This is a genomic window from Nicoliella sp. ESL1149, assembly GCF_058107265.1.
On sequence record NZ_JBYLUE010000002.1, the window covers coordinates 448,313 to 467,539 of the forward strand.

Below are 19,227 nucleotides of genomic sequence, written 5' to 3' on the forward strand. Positions count from 1 at the left end.
GATTATTTTATAAGGACGGAAAAACAATGTTACCAATTATCGGCGAATTTATCGGAACCTATTTAATGTTAACTTTTGGATTTGTAACTAGTGAAATTATTAACTATTTTTTGTATCCAAAATTACAGACTCGCTATATTAGTGGTTTTTATTGGGGAATTAGTATTTACATTCCTTCTCTTTTTTGTACCAAGTTTTTCAATACCGCTAATTTTAGTCCCATCTTCTCTGGAATTCAGTTTTTAAACGGTCAAATCAGTTGGTGGGTAATGTTAGGTGAATTCTTCGTTCAAATCATTAGTGCCTGGCTAGCAGCCTACACGACTTGGTATATTTGGGATCGTTATCTCTACACCCTTCCCGTCAACTTGAACTTCTTTGCCACTGTTCCTCGATATCAAGGCCGAAACTGGTACAACCTTGGTTGGGAAGCACTCGGAACTGGAATCATTGCTGTTAATTCTCAAGTTCTAGGATTATTCACGAGTGGCTTTATGGGAAATTGGTTCATTAAAACCACAATTACGTGGTTCGTATTGACCTTTGCAATCAGTATGGCTTCTCCAATTACTGGTGCCGCTTACAATCCTACCCGTGATTTAGTTCCCCGAGCATTTTTCAGTCATAAATTTGGAAGTGCTGCTTCACAATGGAACTATTGGTTTGTGCCAATGTTTGGCCCAATTGCAGGTGGTTTGATCGTCATGATTATCAAATGGATATTAGAGGCTATTTTTTAAAGATAATGATTCCGCAAGCATCATTACCAACGTGAGTAGTTACAACTGAACCAGTGTGTGTTATTTTAACTTCTGCTTCAGGACAATTTTCTTCGATTAAATCACGAATAAAATCAGGATAATCATTATTTCCCGTGTAACTTAGACCAATGTAAGCAATATTTTCATCTTTTAGGGATCCCATTAATTCTCGAGCCCACTTTTTCAGTGTCTTCATTCCGCGCCCCTTAACGATCGTTTTTAGTTCAGTATTCGTTAATTGAAGTGCAACATGTAGATTGAATAATTTAGAAACCATTCCGGTCACACTACTGATTCGACCACCACGAACTAAATTTTGAAGAGTACTAACTCCAATATATAAACTTTGTTTTTCCATTAAATCATTTAATTTGGCTACAATATCATCAACTGAAAAATCACCACTACTGGCCATTTCAGCTGCTGCATAAACTTCTCGTTGTAAACCTTGATCAATGGTATGAGAATTGACCACGGTAACATTCGTGTTCGTAATTCGTGATGCTTGAACCGCCGTCTGTTCAGTTCCACTTAGCAGATCAGTCATATGAATAGAAATAACGTCACTTCCATCTTTTCCAAGTTCATCATAGACTTGAATAAAGTCACCAATTGCAGGTTGACTAGTAGTTGGGAAGGCCTTATCAGGATTGTTTACAATATAATCATTTAACTTTTTACCATTAATTGTTTCACCATCTTTATAGACTTGATTGCCAATTACGACATTTAGTGGAATAACAGTAATATTTCTTTTTTGGGCTTCTTCTTCAGAAATTAATGAAGTTGAATCTGTTACGATTTTAATCAATTTATTTCCTCCTTTGATGTTTGAATATCACATCAATATACATAGACTCATTTTAAATTAACTTAACTAAAAAATGCAAACTATAAATTCAGAAGGGAGATTCATGATGGCTGCATTCAAGATTGGCGTCCGCCAACTAATTGAATTTACTCTGAGAAGCGGTGATTTAAATGCCCGATTGAATAGTGATAACACCGTTAAACAGGGAGCCAGAATCCACAGGAGAATTCAAAAACAACGTCCCCAAAATTATCACGCTGAATATCAACTCCAACATTTATTTAATATTGAAGAATATTCTTTATTAGTCCATGGTCGTGCTGATGGAATTATATTAAAAAAAGTTCCAGAAATCGAAGAAATTAAAACCTCTGATATTGAATGGAATGCATTACCAAATAACGTTAAAACTCTTTATTGGGGCCAAGTTAAGACGTACGCCGCTTTATTATTTCTGGAAAATAAGAAGATTCAAAAAATCAATTTAAAATTAACATATGTTCAAACTCCTGATCAAATTAGTTCAAACGAAAAAATAACCATCACTCGTGAAAATGCGATTCGTTTTTTAAACGCTCGTTTAAAGGAATATCAGGAATGGCTTGCTTTACGAGCTCAAATCAACACTGAAACAGTCTTATCCGCTCATAAACTGACATTTCCCTTTAAAACTTACCGTCCTCATCAACAAAAATTAGCTCAGGTCGTTTATAAAACAATTTATGCGCATCGTAACTTAATGCTTGAAGCCCCTACTGGAACTGGAAAAACGATGTCGACCCTATTTCCAACAATAAAAGCGCTTGGGGAAAAAATCATTAGTCAGTGTTTTTACCTAACAGCTAAACAAAGCACGCGGCATGTTGCAGAAAATGCAATCTCCTTAATGATGCAAAAAGGACTTAAAATTAAATCAATTACGATCACCGCAAAAGAACAAATTACCTTTGCTGAGGAGGCTGAACTAGCACCTGAAAATAATCCTTACATGATTGGTTATTATGATCGAATCAAACCAGCGTTAAAAGAAGCATTAACTCACGAAAATGCATTTACTCGTGATGTCATTGAAAAATATGCTCAAAAATATAAATTAGATCCGTTTGCTCTTACTCTAGATCTAAGCGAATTTTGCTCCGTTATTATTTGCGATTACAATTATTTATTTGACCCATTGATTCAACTCGAACGCTTTTTTAAACTTAGTAGCACTGAAAAATGTTATTTAGTTGATGAGGCTCATAATCTTGTCGATCGATCCAGGGATATGTATTCAACTAGTTTAAATGATGAACTTTTAATCCAAATTATCGCTACCATCAAAAAACAACCGACTGGTAAGAAACGCCTTTTAAAACAGCTAGAACAATTAAGTCACGAATTTAAAGATTTAAAACAATTTCTAATTGAACAAAAACCAAAAGATAATCAAATTAGTCAGATCGAACCGTTCAAACCGTTCAATCAATCGGTAAATAAAACCGCCCGTCAATTGCATAAGTGGTTCAGCAAACATGATGAAGAAAACGAATTGAACGAAAATCTATTAACAATTTACTTTGGGATGATAAAATGGATCAGAATCAATGATCTTTACGATGAGACATACCGAACCAGATTAATCCAAACCCCGTCCAATTTCACCGTCAAACAATTTTGTATCGATCCAAGTAGCAGATTAAAAGAAACGATGGATACTGGTGGAAGTACAATTCTATTTTCAGCTACTCTCTCACCGATGAATTATTATCAACGAGTCCTCGGTGATGATGATGATTTATTAAAATACAGAATTCCTTCTCCCTTCCCTCCTGAAAATCAATGTTTGATCGAAACCCCTTATATTCACACCACTTATCGTCAACGAAAAAGTAGCATTGACCCAATCATCCAAAACATCGTAACGATGCTCAATGCCAAAAAGGGACACTACATCTTCTTTTTCCCATCTTTTGTTTATTTACAACAAGTTGCTGAACAATTTATCAAACAATACCCTAAGATTAAAATCGTCGTGCAAAAAAATCATATGAATGGTGAAGAACGGCAAAGGTTTATCACTGCTTTTAAATCTAATTATCAAGATAACTTAGTTGGTTTTGCCATTTTGGGGGGATTATTTAGTGAAGGCATTGACCTTAAAGAACAGCAATTAATTGGCGTTGGGATCATTAGTGTTGGACTCCCTAAAATCAATCCAGAAACGAATTTAATCGTTGATTATTTCAATCAAATCAACCATCATGGTTTTGAATATGCTTATCAATTACCGGGATGGAATCATGTTGTTCAAGCTGTGGGTCGTTTAATTCGGACCCCTCAAGACGTGGGAGTCGTTACTCTAATGGATACCCGTTTTTCTCAAAATCGTTACCAAAATCTCTATCCGAATAACTGGTATCCAATTCAAGTTCATAATGTTAATCAATTAAGTTTAATTATCAATAAATTCTGGCAAAAGAAAAAGCCCCGCTAATGCGGAGCTTTTTTATTAAAGATTAGTCTTTAGCGACACAAACACCTTGGGGAACTGTGAAATCTTTTTCAACGACCGTTAACTTACCAGTAATAGCATCACGAGTGTATAATGTAGCATTATCACTTTCTTGGTTAACAACGATAACTAATGATTCATCTGCATTAAAGTTGAAATCACGAGGAAAATCACCTTCAACAGAAGCACGTTGGACAAAGGTTAAATTTCCTTTTGCATCTGATTCAAAAACAGCAATCGTGTTATTTCCACGATTAGAAACATAAACGAATTTGCCATCCTTAGAAACTCGAATAGCAGCACAACCATTGTGGGCAGTCCAATCGTCTGGAATCGTAGAATAAATTTTATCTAAAGTGAATTTAGCAGTTTTATCATCATGGTCATAATTTAACACTGCAACATTACTACTTAATTCACCAACTAAATATGCAACACCCTTGTTATCATCAAAGACAATGTGTCTAGGACCATAACCAGCAGGCATTTGTAATTGGCTAACTGGGCTTAACTTACCCTCGTCACTAACATCGTATAGATAAACCCGATCTTGACCTAAATCAACAACGACTAATCGACCATCTGGAGTTAAATCAGCAAAATGAGGATGAGCTCCATCAGCTTGTTCTGGACGAGGACCAATTTCACCCTTATCTTGAACAAAATCAGTCTTAGTCAAAGTTCCATCATCAGCAATCTTGTAAACGTTCACAAAACCAGTATGATAATTAGCAGTAAATACTAATTGACGTTTTTCATCAACTGTAATGTAGGCTGGATTAGTTCCCTTATCGAAGTCAGTTTCAATTTCATTAGCAGGAACGTTCCCATCTAATACTAAAACGCCACCCTTAGTATCAGCATCAGTCTTACCAAGGACCTTATCTACGGAATAAACAATACCCTTCTTAGACTTTACAACGTATGTTGGATTAGTTGCCTTTGCAACCAATTTTAAATCTGTAAATTTTTGCGCATCAGAATCTAAGCTTAATTCATAGATTCCTTCACTAGCTTTTGATGTATAAGTTCCAATTAAAAATTTTTCAGTCATTTTAATCTTCCTTTCTTTATTCAAAGCACCTCTATTATTACATATTTAGCTTTAAATCAAAATGAAAAAGTCGATTGGATCCATAAAATTTTATTATTTTTATCATTTCAGGTACAATAAATCTTAAACCATTTCAAAGGAATCAATTAAAATGATCAACATGGAAGCATATCACCCCATTAACACCCCCAACTATAAGCTTGATTGGTTCACTGCTCCTTCATTAAAAAAAGTTCATCACCTACGGGTTAAGATGTTACCAAATGAAACCATTCAAGACACTATTCAGTTCGTTAGTAAAACAATGCGATTAACGATGAGCAGTCAAAAAATATCTTGGATCATTATTGCCAGCCAAGATAAATTAGCTGGATGGGTAACAATTCAACGATTAAATAATGTAACGGCGAGCCTTATTTTTTCACTTTTGTCTACAAATGAGGTTCCACAAATCAAAAGTGAAATCGAATCCAAACTACTTAAAATTACAAAAGGATTACAAATTAAAATTATAAATACTTCTACTTGCTTATTTTAAAGTAAAGAATTATATTAAATACTAGATGATAATAATTATAAATAAGAAGAAGGGATTAGAATGGCTAATTCAGATCGATATAACAAAGCTATCGATACACTTAAAAAAAACCACGTTCGGATTACTCCACAACGACAAATTATTTTAAAATATCTCATTACACATCATAATCATCCATCAGTTGAAACCATATACAAGGATTTAGCTGAAGAATTTTCCAATCTAAGTGTTGCAACAATCTACAACAACCTTAACTTATTTGAAAAATTCGGAATCATTATTGAATTACCCAACAACGATGGCGGTGTTCGATATGATTTTTATGGAACTCCTCATTTTCATGCTATCTGCGAGAACTGTGGGAAAATATTTGATATTGAATACAGTAAATATGACGAGTTAAATGCTAAGTTAGGTCAATTAGCTGAAAAACAAGCTAATTTTAAAATAACAAGTTCCAAAATTGAAATTTTTGGAATTTGTAGTGAGTGTCAAACCAAAATGAAACGTGAAAACGCCTAGATAAAAGATCAATGATTTTAATAATCATTGGTCTTTTTTTAGCGTCTCCAAAAAATTGATCATAATCATTTACAAATCTTGTTCACTGATTTATAATTAATATCAAATAATAATGATTATAAACAAAAGGGAGCATTGATTTATGAAGAAACAAACTTTAGCACAACGAATTAATATCATTCGAGCTAGTGTCATGGGAGCTAATGATGGAATTCTATCCGTTGCCGGAATCGTTATTGGGGTGGCTGGGGCTTCCAGTAATACATTTGCCATCTTAATTTCAGGAATTGCCGGAATGATTGCCGGAACCGTTTCAATGGCAATGGGAGAATGGGTTTCAGTAAGTACCGAAAAAGATTCACAACGCCGGGCCATCCAAAGACAAAAAGAAGCCTTAAAAGATAATTATGATCAAGAATTTAACTATGTAAGAAATAAATACTTAAAAACTGGAATCAAACCAGAACTTGCTGATCAAGCAACCCAAGAAATGATGAAAAAAGATTCTTTAGTTACGACTGTTCGTGAACGATTTGGTTTTAACGTTAATGAATTCACTAGTCCATATGCTGCTGCAATCGCTTCAATGATTTCATTTCCAACCGGTTCAATCTTACCATTAGCTGCCATTTCTCTATTTCCAACTGATGCCAGAATTATTATGACTTTCGTCGCAGTTGTTATCGCTTTAGCAATTACGGGATACATTGCCGCAATTTTAAGTAAAGCCAACCGGCTTAAATCTTCAATTCGAAATATTATTTCGGGAATGTTGACCATGATCGTTACATACATTATTGGATCACTATTAGGTTAGTTAGGAGGAGTTAAAAATGGCAAAAAAGAAATCAAAACAAACGATGAGTGAAAAATTAAACACTTTACGGGCTGGAGTATTAGGTTCTAATGATGGAATTCTTACTGTCGTTGGAGTCCTGTTTTCAGTTGCAATTGCGACTACTAATCAATTCACAATTTTCATTGCGGGGCTATCAGATTTACTGGCATGTGCTTTTTCAATGGCATCTGGTGAATACGCTTCTGTTAGTTCACAACGAGACGCTGAGAGTTCTGTTGTTGAAACTGAACGCGGGATGTTAAAAACGAAGTTAAAAGAAGAAATCCAAACTGTTAAAAATTTTTACATGGAAAAAGGAATTTCAGAAAATACTGCTTTAGCAATCGCCAAGGACTTATTGCATAAAAAGCCATTAGAAACGGTTGTTAGTATTAAATACAACATTACACTAGGACATTATATGAACCCTTGGAATGCTGCATTTTCATCCCTTTTCTCAGCTTCCTTAGGTGGGATCTTACCACTATCAGCAATGACCCTCTTACCAATGGGGCTTAAATGGCCAGGAACCATCATTGCTGTTATCATTTCCGTTGCTATAACCGGTTTTATGAGTGCAAAGTTAGGAAATGGACTTGTTAAGACCGCCATCATTAGAAATATTATCGTGGGAATTTTAACGATGATCATTCACTATTCGATCGGTAAAATCATGAACCAATTCTAATTCCACTCTAAATGCGAATTTAATCCAAAATAAAAATGCGTAATAATTTTAAATTATTACGCATTTTTTGTTTATAAAATTAAGCTTTATAACGATTGAACCATTCCATAATATCATGAATTCTTTGAATCCTTAGGTTAGGCAAACCGGTTCTTGAAAAGCCATGATATGATTGTGGATACCGGATGTAATCACAATCAGTTCCGGTTCTCTTAACAGCCGTGTAGAAAGCTTCACTTTGGTTAACTGGACACCGCATATCATATTCACCATGTTGAATACGAACGGGAGTTTTCACTCGATCAGCATAAGCCAAAGGTGACTTTTTCCAATAAATATCATGAGCTTGAGCATCCCCAAACAGATCACAGCCTAATTCAGCATTAGCATATCGAACTCCGATATCACTAGTACCATATAATGACTGCCAATCAATTATTGGGCGTTGAACTATCGCTGCATTAAAACGATTATTATGGCCAATCGTCCATGCAGACATAAATCCACCATAAGAACCACCAGCAATAAAGACATGATTAGGATCTAAATCATCAAAATGAGCCAAAGCATAATCGAAACCTGCCATAACATCATCATAGTCACATTCCCCATAATGAGTTAAGACTGCTTTTTCAAAATCCTGTCCATAAGTGGTGGAGCCTCTTGGGTTCACATATACAATACTAAAACCATTGTTTGCCAAAGCTTGAAATTCATGGAAGAATGTTTCTCCATATGCAGAATGTGGGCCACCATGAACATATAAAATCACGGGTCTCTTTTCCTTATCACTAATCCCATGCATTACCCATCCATCTATGGTAACTTGTTCATCTTTTGATGGGTATTCGAACTTTTCAACTTGAGCATATTGATGGTCTTTTTCGTATTCAGCATTAGGATTGTAAAGTGTCGTTTCTTCTCCAGTTTCTAATTCTAATTCATTTAATAAACTAGGTTCTTCTGGCGTAGATGAACAAAGTACCGCATGATCATCATCAATTAATGTAAAATCAATGATTTCTCGTTCACCATCGGTTAGGACCTCAATGTCTTCGCCATCCCAAAGATAAAGTTCACTGTGAGCATGACTATAAGTAGCAAAAATAAATCTACCATCAGTTGTCCAATATCCGCTAACTGCTCCTTGGTGTTGAACAAAATCAGATGCTAACGTTTGAGAATATCCAACGTCAATATCATCATACTTTTCGGTAACATTCGTAAAATTGCCATTTTCAATATCGTACATATATAAATTATTAGCGGTAGCACTAGCATACTCTTGAGTATTTCCAATAAAGGCAATTTTACGACCATCCTTAGAAAAAATGGCATCACTGAATTGGCCTTCTGGAATTAATGCCGTAATAAAAGTGGAGGTTTGATTATCAACATTGAATAAATAGACACCCTTCGTATCATCAAAATCCGTCTTCCAATCAGGATGGGTACTAGCAATGTACAAAATCTTAGTTTGGTCGGGACTGATCGATTGAAAACTAAAATCATTTCGATTGGTGAATAGTTCAATCGTTTGATGAGTTTTTAAATCAAATAATGATAGTGTATATCTACAATCATTCGGTAACCAACCAATTCCATCGGCTCGGTTTTGTAACTTCATAATGTGTCTTATTTTTGGACGATCACTGGTCGTATACTTGGTTGCAGTTGGGGTATGAACAGTTTTAAACACTAAGTTATTTTGATCATTGGTCAAGTGTAATTGACTAATGGAATCACCATTAGTTAATTGTTTAGCAACTCCACCTTCGATTGGCATTTCCATCAATTGAAAACGGCCCTCATCATCCTGATGAAGATAATATAGTTTATTCTGACATACCAATGGTGATAAATTCGTTCCACCATCTGTCCATTGATGAACTTGTTTTTGGTCATCAATACTTAAAATATCTGCTGTGTAGTCGTTACTTTCTTCGTTGACTCCATTTTGAACAAAAAAGACTTGGTTTTGAAACGTAAAAGGTTGTGTAATCGATTTTAATTTAAATAGATCTTCTACTTTAACTCCTTGCATCCCTATTCCTCCTTTTGATGTTTACGATGTTCAAACTGCGTGGCCATTACAAATGAAGTAATGGGAATCGTAATAATCACACCAATTAACGAAAATAAAATTGCAATTAATTGTGCTGCTAATATTTTATCATTAAAAATCGTCCCAATCGAATAATGTAGCCCTGAGAACCAAATAAACAATGATAATGAACCCCCAAACAAGCCAAAAAATAGCGTATTTAAAGTGGTTCCAATAATTTGTTTACCAATACTAATTCCATCATATAAAAGCCGTTTCGATTCAATTTGTGGGTGTTGTTCTATAATTTCAGCCAGCCCTGAAGCAATGGCCATCGTTGCCTCGGCGATTGCTCCTAAGGTACTTAGAATCGTGGTACTGATCGCAATTTTCACAAATGGGATTCCAATTAATAATGACATTCCTTCCAAATCATCACTGTCTTCCAAGCCAAAGCCTTGAACTTGAGCCCAATGAATTAATGGGATGATTCCAACGATCAAAACCAATAAAACACATAACGAAGCGATAAAAGCAATAATACTAGTCTGATCGTCACTACCGCTTAAAAAGATCGTAATTGCCAGAATAATTATACCCGCAATTAACGTAACAATTAACGGAGAAAGCTGGAATGCTATTAAAACCAGTGCAGCAAATAAGAATCCAAAGTTCAAAACTAAACTGAAAAAGGATTGCACCCCTTGTTTACCACCAACAATGGCCATTAAAACCAGTAATACTAATCCTAATCCCATAATGGTACTCATGAGCGGACCTCCTTTTTAATCAATAAGCTAGCCATTAATCCTGATAGTGGGACTGCTAAGACAATTCCAATGCCGCTGATCAGACTTTGAACCATTCCTAATGACATGTTCATTGAAAATGAGTATGCCCAGCTGTTTCCATTTCTTAAGAATAATAATGCCATTGATAACGTTTCTCCCATAAAAATAAAGAAAAGAACGTTAATTAATGGGCCCATTATGGTTCGGCCAATTTGTCTTCCAGATAAGAAAATCTGCATCCGACTAATTTGAGGACGTTCTTTCTTGAGTGTAAATAATGATGAAATAATATCAGTTGATTCATCCATCACGGCTCCTAATGATCCAATCATCGTTTCTGCTAAAAAGAGTGGCCGGGGTAATTGGGTTACATACTGCATTGACTCATAGTAAACTCCTCTTTCATGGGTGAACATAAAGACAATCAAGGCTACAGTAATTGCCACTCCCGTCCCCAACAAAGTGGAAAATAGCGTTGCTAACATTTGACGAGTGAACCCAAGGATCAAAATCAAAGTTACCGTTGAAAAAACAGCAACTAGAATCGAAAACAGCAATAAGACTTGATCCCCATGGGTGCTATTATTAATCATAATAGCAACTCCAAAGATCAAACTATTTATAATAATACTTAATATTGCTGTTAAGCCACTCCATTTCAAAAAGACTAACATTAATACGATTGCCGTTAAAATCAACGTTACAATTGGCACATCTCGTTTATAGTCCTTAATTGTGGCTGGACTCTTTTGATGCAGAATAATAAAAGCTTCTTGTCCAACTCGATAACGATGGTCCATAGCTCCAGAAAGCGTTGATTGGTTCATTACCGTAATCTGTTTACCGCGTTCCTTCCCATTCATTATCTTACCAGTCAATTTTTGATTAGTTTGATAATCAACATTATGAAAATCATCAGTTTGTTTTTTAGGTGAACTATTTTGAACTGCTGTAATTTTCATAATTGGCTGTTGATATAACCGTTCATCATGCGTTGTTCCCCAAATTACCAATAAACTAAAGGCGATTAACCCAATTAATAACTTCCAAGGGATTCGATCAATGATTCGCTTCATTCATTTCATCTCGATTTCACAAATTTACTAATATTTTAACACTTAGCGTTACATTATCGCTATTTTTTGGTACACTTTATGGTAACTATATTTAGGAGGTCGTTTTATGTCCAAAGATTCAGTTAATCATGAATTAATTAAAGATAATCTTTACGAAGCCGTTAATGGTGAATGGCTCAAAACCGCAAAAATTCCTGCTGACCATTCATCAACTGGAGGATTCATGGATTTAGTGGATTCAATTGAAAAACAACTCCGGCATGATTTTAAAGAACTTAGTGATGGGAAAATGAAACCCCAAAATGATGAAATGAAAGAATTCAAGAAATTCTATCAAATGACTCATAACTTTAAGAAACGAGAAGCTGATGGTGGAGAACCACTCAAACCAATTTTGAACCGAATTGAAAAGTTAAAATCATTTGCTGATTTAAATGAACAGATCAGTGATTGGTCCTTAACTGGGCTTCCACTTCCATTTGGCTTAGATACTGAAGTTGACATGAAAAATGCGAAAAGATATGCTCTCTTTGCGGATAGTGCTGGCTTATTCTTACCAGATAAGACTTACTATGAAAAGGGAAATCAAGCTGCTAAAAAACTAATGCCTGTCTTTACTAAAATGAGTCAGGATCTATTGGTCATGAGTGGCTATTCCGCAAGTGATGCTGAAGATATTGTTGAAAAGGCAAAGTTGTTTGATAAGTCAATTGCTCCTCACGTTAAGTCTTCAGAAGAAGCTGCTGATACTGTCAAAATGTATAATCCTCAAGAATTCAAGGTCTTCGTTGAACATAGTCAATATCTAGATTTAGCTAAAGAAATAACCGATTTAATTGGCCAACAGCCTGAACAAATAATTGTTACAGAACCTGCTTATTATGCAGCTATTAATGAAATCGTTAATCCCGATACTTTTGAGAACATGAAAGATTGGATGTTAGTAAAAGTTGTTAATGGTTTTAGTGGGGTCTTATCTGAGGACTTTCGCCAAACCGGTAACATTTACAGTCGCGCTATTTCCGGAAAAAAAGAAGCTTCTAGCAAAGAAAAAGCTGCTTACTATTTAGCAACCGGAACCTTCAGCCAAGTCGTTGGTGATTATTACGGTCGTAAATACTTTGGTGAAAAGGCTAAAGCTGATGTTCGACAAATGGTCGTTAATATGATCAATGTCTATAAAAAACGTTTAAGAACTAATACTTGGTTAAGCGAAGCCACCCGCCAAAAAGCCATCGTAAAATTGGATGCATTAAAAATCCACGTTGGTTATCCTGATCAGATCAACCCCCTCTTCAAGAAATTTAAAGTTGTAACTGAAGATGATGGTGGAACAATCGTTAATAACTTAATGCGGTTCACTAAAATCTCGATTCAACATGAATTTAGTAAATGGAATCAATCTACTGCTAACCCAGAATGGGAAATGAGTGCAGATACTGTTAATGCTTATTACCATCCCTTCAAAAATATCATTGTCTTTCCTGCCGCTATTTTACAAGCTCCATTCTATAGTTTAAAGCAATCTTCTAGTCAAAATTATGGTGGGATTGGCGCCGTTATCGCTCATGAAATTTCCCATGCTTTTGATAATAATGGAGCCCAATTCGATGAATTTGGTAATCTTCATAACTGGTGGACTGAAGAAGACCATAAGCATTTTAAAGAACTAGCTCAAGATATGATCAATGAATTTGATGGCATCCCATTTGCCGGTGGAAAAGTTAATGGTAAACTGACTGTATCTGAAAACATTGCTGATGATGGTGGACTTAGTTGTGCTGAAGAAGCTGCTAAGGGTGAAAATGATGTTGATCTAGAAGCATTCTTTATCAATTGGGCCACAATTTGGCGGACAAAATCAACTGAACAAATCAAACAATTGTTACTATCAATTGATGTTCATGCCCCTGCTGAATTAAGAGCTAATGTGCAAGTTAAGAATTTAGACGATTTCTTCACTACTTTCAATATTAAAGATGGCGATGGTATGTACCTCGCTCCTGAATCAAGAGTTAAGATTTGGTAATTCAGTTCTACAAAATAAAAACAGCTTGGCGAATTAACGCCAAGCTGTTTTTTACATATCACAATGTTCATCTTTATTATTTTTCATTCGATGATGATCACGGAAATTAGTATAAACGTTAATTCCGGCTTCAATCACCATTCCACCACCCATGATTTTCATTGCAATCGCCATGTTATTCATATTCATTAAATCAGTACAAAATAAGAAATAAGCCATAACGATGTATAAAATCAAAAATAGTGAAGAAATAATTCTTGACTTACAACACATTTAAACCCCGTCCTTAGTCGTTTGATTTTGTATTCTTAATCATCAATGACATGATCAATCCGATGATCTGAAGAATTAAGAAGGTCACAAATACAACATGATAACTGTTTTGATGAGCTAATGCAATCGAAATGCCACTGCTTCTTTCACCGTCAAAGATATTTGTTAATAACAATGCGGCAACTGAAACTCCAGCAGAACCAAGGATTTGACGAACAGTCGTTGTAACAGCAGTTCCATCTGAAATGATATCTTTTGGCAATGAATTAGCTCCCATTGTCACAGCAGGCATCATAACAAAGGCATTTCCACCTTCGATCAGCATCGCTAATAAAATCATGATTGGTAAACTCAAGTTACTAGTAAATGATAGAACTAGCCACCCAAGAACAATCATTGACATCCCTGTTAATAATGTCTTCTTAAAACCAATCTTATCAGCTAATTTTCCAGTCCAGGGATTTAAAATACTTAAAAAGGCTGCTCCAGGAACTAACGCCATTCCAGAAATGAATGGTGACACCCCTAAAACGTCTTGATAATATAGTGGAAAAACAATCGTGGTTACAATTAAAGCAACGTATGAAATTCCAGTTAAAAGAACAGATAAATCATAGTTAAAGACCTTCAATACCCGTAATTGAAGCAATGGTTGTTTTAAATTGAATTGACGAATTACGAAAATGGCAATAAAAAGTAAACTAACGATTAAAATAATCGTTCCCATCGTCCAGTTAACGTTCTTCTTCCCAATCATGTTCACAACATAAAGCAATCCAATAAAGCCGACTAATAAGAATGTTGAAACATAATCTAACTTAGCTGGTTCATTAGGCATAACATCTTTGATTGCAAAGAAACTTAAAATCAAGATAATCGTTGCTGTAACAATAAAGAACACAAAGAGTCCGTGCCAGTCTGTCCACTTTAAGACAATTCCAGAGATAATTGGACCAAAGGCAAGTGCAGAACCCATTACCAAACCAGCTTTCCCCATTACACTACCACGATCTTTTTTAGGCGTAATATAGAGCAGAACTGATTGATATGATGGGAACAAGATTCCAACAGCAATCGCCTTTAAAATCCGTCCAAACATCATAATTGGAAACGATGGCGAAAATAAAATTATGATCGATCCAATATCAAATAAAGCTACCACCATGATGAACAACGTCTTAAAACTCATGTTCTTCAATAACCAAGGACTAATTGGCATCATGATACACATTACTAACATAAATGCAGTTGTTAACCATTGAACCGTTGTCGCTGAAATATGGAAATAACGCATAAACGTTGGATAAACAGTCGATAACGAAGATTGACTGATTGACATCGTAAAACTACCTAGTAATAAAATGAAGATGAACCAAGTTCGATTATATGGTTTCCCATGTAAATCGTAACTGACATGCTTATTTTCGGTATCATTACTCAAATTAATCATTCCTTTTTTGTAATCATTATAAATTAATAGTCGATTTAATTTTATAACTAATTTTCAAAAAAGTAAATTAATAGTTATCAAAAAGATATCTAGTTGCTTCTCTGTCAACGATTTGATTGTTTGGTAATTGACGATGAGCAGCATCATGGCCTGTTACTTCTAAATGTTGATAATAGCCATTCGATTTTTTACTAACAAGGTATTTTAATGATTCTGCAGAATTAGTAGTTACAATTCCATCTGAATTCGTCTTGTTCTTTAGATTACCGTAAATGTTTAAAAAGCCAACTCCATTGGGCATTTTTTTAGCATCACTTAGTAAAGATCGGTACCCAGGATAAAATGGATTAGCCTCACGCATAATCAATGGTTTCCCATTGGAATAGATTTTATTAGCGTTCGGCTTATCATCCATGTGTAAAATCCCATTGAATGGTGCCGCAATTGTTACCATTCGTTTTGGTTGTGGCATTGATTTACACTTAGTATTATTTGAAGCCGCGATAAAAAATACAACTGCTCCGCTTGATAAACCGACCGTATTGTAATGACGATAGTTATATTTTTGATGTAGGTGTTTTAGAATTTGATTGACCCAACTTGCTTGTTGATTCATAGGCGCTTCACTATTTGCCATTTCAATTTGAATCAACGGTTGATTATCATCTGAATGTAACTTTCCATGATAAGTAATCGTCCCATTTTTACTAATAATAACTTTTAAATACCCATTACCACCATTACGTTTAGCAACTGTTATCAGCCCATTTAAATCTTTTCCAGTTCCGTGAATTCCATGTAAATATAATGTTGGTAGATCCTTATTATTTTTCTTATTACTTGTTGTATTAGTTGATTGACTACCCCGGGCCAAATAAAATGCACACCCTAGTAGAATTACCACTAATAAAATCAGTACCGTCGTAACCTTATCTCTTCTTTTCAAGACTGTTCCCCCAAATTCACGTTTATAAACTTTTATAATTTTAACATTACTTCAAAAAAAATAAAAACTAAACCAACGTTATCATTAGCCAAAGCGTTCAAAAAGGAGTAAATTAGAAGAGAATAAATAAAAAGGAGTCGATATTTTGATTACTTTAAAATCACCACGCGAAATTAGAATGATGGAAAAATCTGGAGCAGTTTTAGCTGCTACCCACAAAGCTTTACGTAAAATCATTAAACCAGGAGTTGATACTTGGGAAATCGAGGAATTTGCTGACAAGTTCATCAAGGAACACAATGCATATCCTTCTGAAAAAGGATTCGATGGTTATAAGTTTGCTACTTGTATCTCAATTAACGATGAAGTTGCCCATGGAATTCCCCGAAAGGGACTAAAGTTAAAAGATGGCGACATCGTTAAAGTTGATATGTGTGTTAACAAGGATGGTTTTGAAAGTGATTCTTGTTGGTCATATGCTGTTGGTAAAGTTTCTCCTGAAGTTAAGAAGTTAATGGAAGTTACTAAAAAAGCACTATACTTAGGGATTGATCAAGCAGTCATTGGTAACCGAATTGGTGACATTGGGGCTGCAATTCAACATTATGTAGAAGATGAAAATCACATGGGTGATGTCAAAGAATTGATTGGCCATGGTATCCAACCATCCATCCACGAACAACCAAATGTTCCTAACTACGGTGAAGCTGGTCATGGACTCCGATTACGTGAAGGAATGACCATTACTGTTGAACCAATGGTTATCCTTGGTGGAACCTGGAAGATCAAGGATCGTTACGACAAGAAAGACGATTGGACTTACTACGTTTCTGCTGATGGTACTCCTGCTGCTCAATATGAACATACCTTTGCTATTACAAAGGACGGTCCAAAGATTTTAACTTCACAAGACCATGAAGCAGATAAGAAATACTTATTACCAGATGAAGATTAATACTAAATAAATAAGCCTGTTAACATTTAATACGAAAATGTTAACAGGCTTATTTACCTATGATTTTCTCTTCAAAACTGAAACCGGTAAAATTAAACTACCAATGAACATACCTAACGCAAATTCATAATTATTTTTATTAACTAATAAAACAATTATAAAAAGAATAAAAAAGAATAATGAAATTAAAATTGCCATCTTCATGTTAATTTTATTTAATAAGAAGTATTGCCAATTAAATTTCATTTTCAAAGAATTATCTTTATCGAATTTATCGAGTGAACTCATTGAAACAACATTTATCATCATTATCATAAATAAAATAAACGATTCAAAAGCTGAATTTGAAATGACAGGAAAAATTTCTTTTGTAAAAAAGAAAATCACTAATAAAACATCAATAATAAATAAACTCATTTTAACTGACTTCAATCCATTTTTTACATTTTTCTTTTCCATATATTCTCGCATTCCAGTATCCTCCTTTAGTAATGTATCTAATGAAACCCCATAAAAGTCACTAATTTTAATTAGACTTGCAATATCCGGATAACTCTTCTCATTCTCCCAACTGGAAACCGTTTGCCTTGTAATCAAAAATTTGTCTGCCACTTGATCCTGAGTTAATCCATGTTTTGTTCTTTGTTGTTTTAATCGTTCTCCAAATCTCATTGTAATAACCTCCTAAGATACTTTAATTATTACTTATCTTAAGGATTAAAAACAAGCAAAGAATCATTGCGTGTTGATATAATAACGTTTATATAATAAACAAATGTTTAATTATCATTTTATTTTACGAAGTAAAAATGCAAGAAGTGGAAGCACTAATAAAGAAACAAACATCCCAAACATAAACATTGCAAAATCTAAATATCCTAGTATCAGTGAAACAATAGCTACTATTAAAAAAGTAATTGGAATCAAAAAAGCGATTTTAACCATGTCCGTCCCTAATATAAATTTTTGCAGACGTGATGGGCGTTTCATAAAATTTAAAACTTCAAAGTTAGTCAATGCAAATATAGAAAAAGCGTTTATAATCATAACAATAAGCAAAACCCAACTCACTAGGTGTTCATTTGATAACTGGGTAATGAACTGTTTTAATATAAAAAAGATCACTAAATGGTCCAAAGATTCTAACTTCACAAGGCCATGAAGCAGATAAGAAATACTTATTACCAGACGAAAAATAAATTAAAAAACGACCCACTAACATTTAATTTGATGTTAACGGGTCGTTTTGTGTCTCAATTAATTTATGAATGAAATTTAATTTAATTATGATACTTAATTAGTTTTTATTAGATGATATACCTTTAAAAAGAGCTGTTACTGGTAAAGATAAAACCACAACTAGCGATAATAAAGTTCCCGTTTCATATCCTAATCGGAAAAAGAATGCAGGGGAAAAATTAAAAAGTGATATGAAAATAATTCCAGCAATTACAATAAAAATTAAAAGAACGAACAAATATTTTAAAGAACTAATCATAGCGAAAAGTCGTTGTCCATAAACCTTAATTGATAAAGCATTACTTTGTTCAAAATTACTTAATTTCAAAATTAAATATGCATTTAACCACATGACGATAATCAAAACGAGGTTAATCAAAGCCCCACCTGTTTGGATAGTAAATCTATCACCAAAATAAAACATTATTAACAATGCATCAATAATCAATAACCCCTTTTTGATTGGCTTTAATCCTTGTTGAACGTTATTTTTCTCCATGTATTCTCTCATTCCCGTATCCTCCTTTAATAATGTATCCAATGAAATTCCATAAAAATCACTAATTTTAATTAAGCTATTTATATCAGGATAGCTTTTTTCATTTTCCCAACTAGAAACTGTTTGTTGGGTAATCGAAAGCTTCTTTGCAATCTGTCCTTGGGTTAAATTATGTTCATTTCTTTGCTGTTTTAATCTTTCACCAAATCTCATAGTTTC

General features: G+C 34.3%; 19 protein-coding genes. 8 read left to right on the forward strand and 11 right to left on the reverse strand.

The window, feature by feature from the left end; translation table 11 throughout:
* The first annotated feature begins 26 nt into the window (after positions 1 to 26).
* A complete protein-coding gene (locus AC3B6G_RS02405; protein ID WP_489848839.1) occupies positions 27 to 740 on the forward strand; it encodes an aquaporin in 714 nt (237 codons plus the stop codon).
* On the opposite strand, the gene AC3B6G_RS02410 is transcribed toward AC3B6G_RS02405, so the two are convergent.
* Positions 730 to 1,572, reverse strand: a complete 843-nt coding sequence (locus AC3B6G_RS02410) for a DegV family protein (protein WP_489848840.1) — start codon at positions 1,570 to 1,572, stop codon at positions 730 to 732. The genes AC3B6G_RS02405 and AC3B6G_RS02410 overlap by 11 nt on opposite strands.
* Positions 1,573 to 1,675: 103 nt before the next feature.
* On the opposite strand from AC3B6G_RS02410, the gene AC3B6G_RS02415 reads away from it, so the two are divergent.
* On the forward strand, positions 1,676 to 4,048 hold the full coding sequence (locus tag AC3B6G_RS02415; protein ID WP_489848841.1) for an ATP-dependent DNA helicase: 2,373 nt from the start codon (positions 1,676 to 1,678) through the stop codon (positions 4,046 to 4,048).
* Between the two features lie 22 nt (positions 4,049 to 4,070).
* Here AC3B6G_RS02415 and AC3B6G_RS02420 read toward each other — a convergent pair whose 3' ends face one another.
* Positions 4,071 to 5,120, reverse strand: a complete 1,050-nt coding sequence (locus AC3B6G_RS02420) for a lactonase family protein (RefSeq protein ID WP_489848842.1) — start codon at positions 5,118 to 5,120, stop codon at positions 4,071 to 4,073.
* A gap of 151 nt (positions 5,121 to 5,271) precedes the next feature.
* Between AC3B6G_RS02420 and AC3B6G_RS02425 the strand changes: the two genes are divergently transcribed.
* The 4 genes from AC3B6G_RS02425 to AC3B6G_RS02440 all read left to right on the forward strand — a co-directional run bounded on the left by AC3B6G_RS02425 (position 5,272) and on the right by AC3B6G_RS02440 (position 7,706).
* Entirely contained in the window at positions 5,272 to 5,658 is a 387-nt protein-coding gene (locus AC3B6G_RS02425; protein WP_489848843.1) for a hypothetical protein, read from the forward strand.
* A 60-nt stretch (positions 5,659 to 5,718) separates the two neighbouring features.
* Positions 5,719 to 6,180, forward strand: a complete 462-nt coding sequence (locus AC3B6G_RS02430; protein WP_489848844.1) for a Fur family transcriptional regulator — start codon at positions 5,719 to 5,721, stop codon at positions 6,178 to 6,180.
* A 142-nt stretch (positions 6,181 to 6,322) separates the two neighbouring features.
* Complete coding sequence (locus AC3B6G_RS02435) at positions 6,323 to 6,997, forward strand: VIT1/CCC1 transporter family protein (RefSeq protein WP_489848845.1); 675 nt, start codon at positions 6,323 to 6,325, stop codon at positions 6,995 to 6,997.
* Between the two features lie 16 nt (positions 6,998 to 7,013).
* Positions 7,014 to 7,706: a VIT1/CCC1 transporter family protein gene (locus AC3B6G_RS02440; RefSeq protein WP_489848846.1), complete on the forward strand. Its 693-nt coding sequence runs from the start codon at positions 7,014 to 7,016 to the stop codon at positions 7,704 to 7,706.
* 79 nt (positions 7,707 to 7,785) lie between these two features.
* Here the strand turns inward: AC3B6G_RS02440 and AC3B6G_RS02445 are convergent, their stop codons facing one another.
* Genes AC3B6G_RS02445 through AC3B6G_RS02455 form a run of 3 tightly spaced genes read right to left on the reverse strand, consistent with a single transcriptional unit; the run spans position 7,786 to position 11,617 of the window.
* Entirely contained in the window at positions 7,786 to 9,750 is a 1,965-nt protein-coding gene (locus tag AC3B6G_RS02445; RefSeq protein ID WP_489848847.1) for an alpha/beta hydrolase family protein, read from the reverse strand.
* A 2-nt stretch (positions 9,751 to 9,752) separates the two neighbouring features.
* Positions 9,753 to 10,520, reverse strand: a complete 768-nt coding sequence (locus AC3B6G_RS02450; RefSeq protein ID WP_489848848.1) for a YibE/F family protein — start codon at positions 10,518 to 10,520, stop codon at positions 9,753 to 9,755.
* Entirely contained in the window at positions 10,517 to 11,617 is a 1,101-nt protein-coding gene (locus AC3B6G_RS02455) for a YibE/F family protein (protein ID WP_489848849.1), read from the reverse strand. The genes AC3B6G_RS02450 and AC3B6G_RS02455 overlap by 4 nt, the downstream gene beginning before the upstream one ends.
* Before the next feature lie 106 nt (positions 11,618 to 11,723).
* Here AC3B6G_RS02455 and AC3B6G_RS02460 point away from each other — a divergent pair, with 106 nt between their 5' ends.
* The gene (locus AC3B6G_RS02460) at positions 11,724 to 13,646 is read left to right on the forward strand and encodes a M13 family metallopeptidase (protein ID WP_489848850.1); all 1,923 of its coding nucleotides are present in this window, start codon (positions 11,724 to 11,726) and stop codon (positions 13,644 to 13,646) included.
* Positions 13,647 to 13,697: 51 nt separating this feature from the next.
* On the opposite strand, the gene AC3B6G_RS02465 is transcribed toward AC3B6G_RS02460, so the two are convergent.
* The 3 genes from AC3B6G_RS02465 to AC3B6G_RS02475 all read right to left on the reverse strand — a co-directional run bounded on the left by AC3B6G_RS02465 (position 13,698) and on the right by AC3B6G_RS02475 (position 16,315).
* Positions 13,698 to 13,919: a hypothetical protein gene (locus tag AC3B6G_RS02465; protein WP_489848851.1), complete on the reverse strand. Its 222-nt coding sequence runs from the start codon at positions 13,917 to 13,919 to the stop codon at positions 13,698 to 13,700.
* Positions 13,920 to 13,932: 13 nt separating this feature from the next.
* Positions 13,933 to 15,360, reverse strand: a complete 1,428-nt coding sequence (locus AC3B6G_RS02470) for an MFS transporter (RefSeq protein ID WP_489848852.1) — start codon at positions 15,358 to 15,360, stop codon at positions 13,933 to 13,935.
* Positions 15,361 to 15,436: 76 nt separating this feature from the next.
* The gene (locus AC3B6G_RS02475; protein ID WP_489848853.1) at positions 15,437 to 16,315 is read right to left on the reverse strand and encodes an alpha/beta hydrolase; all 879 of its coding nucleotides are present in this window, start codon (positions 16,313 to 16,315) and stop codon (positions 15,437 to 15,439) included.
* A 145-nt stretch (positions 16,316 to 16,460) separates the two neighbouring features.
* Here AC3B6G_RS02475 and map point away from each other — a divergent pair, with 145 nt between their 5' ends.
* Complete coding sequence (map, locus tag AC3B6G_RS02480) at positions 16,461 to 17,270, forward strand: type I methionyl aminopeptidase (RefSeq protein ID WP_489848854.1); 810 nt, start codon at positions 16,461 to 16,463, stop codon at positions 17,268 to 17,270.
* A 57-nt stretch (positions 17,271 to 17,327) separates the two neighbouring features.
* Here map and AC3B6G_RS02485 read toward each other — a convergent pair whose 3' ends face one another.
* The 3 genes from AC3B6G_RS02485 to AC3B6G_RS02495 all read right to left on the reverse strand — a co-directional run bounded on the left by AC3B6G_RS02485 (position 17,328) and on the right by AC3B6G_RS02495 (position 19,221).
* On the reverse strand, positions 17,328 to 17,942 hold the full coding sequence (locus AC3B6G_RS02485; protein ID WP_489848855.1) for a helix-turn-helix domain-containing protein: 615 nt from the start codon (positions 17,940 to 17,942) through the stop codon (positions 17,328 to 17,330).
* A gap of 114 nt (positions 17,943 to 18,056) precedes the next feature.
* Entirely contained in the window at positions 18,057 to 18,407 is a 351-nt protein-coding gene (locus AC3B6G_RS02490; RefSeq protein ID WP_489848856.1) for a hypothetical protein, read from the reverse strand.
* Positions 18,408 to 18,567: 160 nt separating this feature from the next.
* A complete protein-coding gene (locus tag AC3B6G_RS02495; RefSeq protein WP_489848857.1) occupies positions 18,568 to 19,221 on the reverse strand; it encodes a helix-turn-helix domain-containing protein in 654 nt (217 codons plus the stop codon).
* Positions 19,222 to 19,227: the final 6 nt, after the last annotated feature.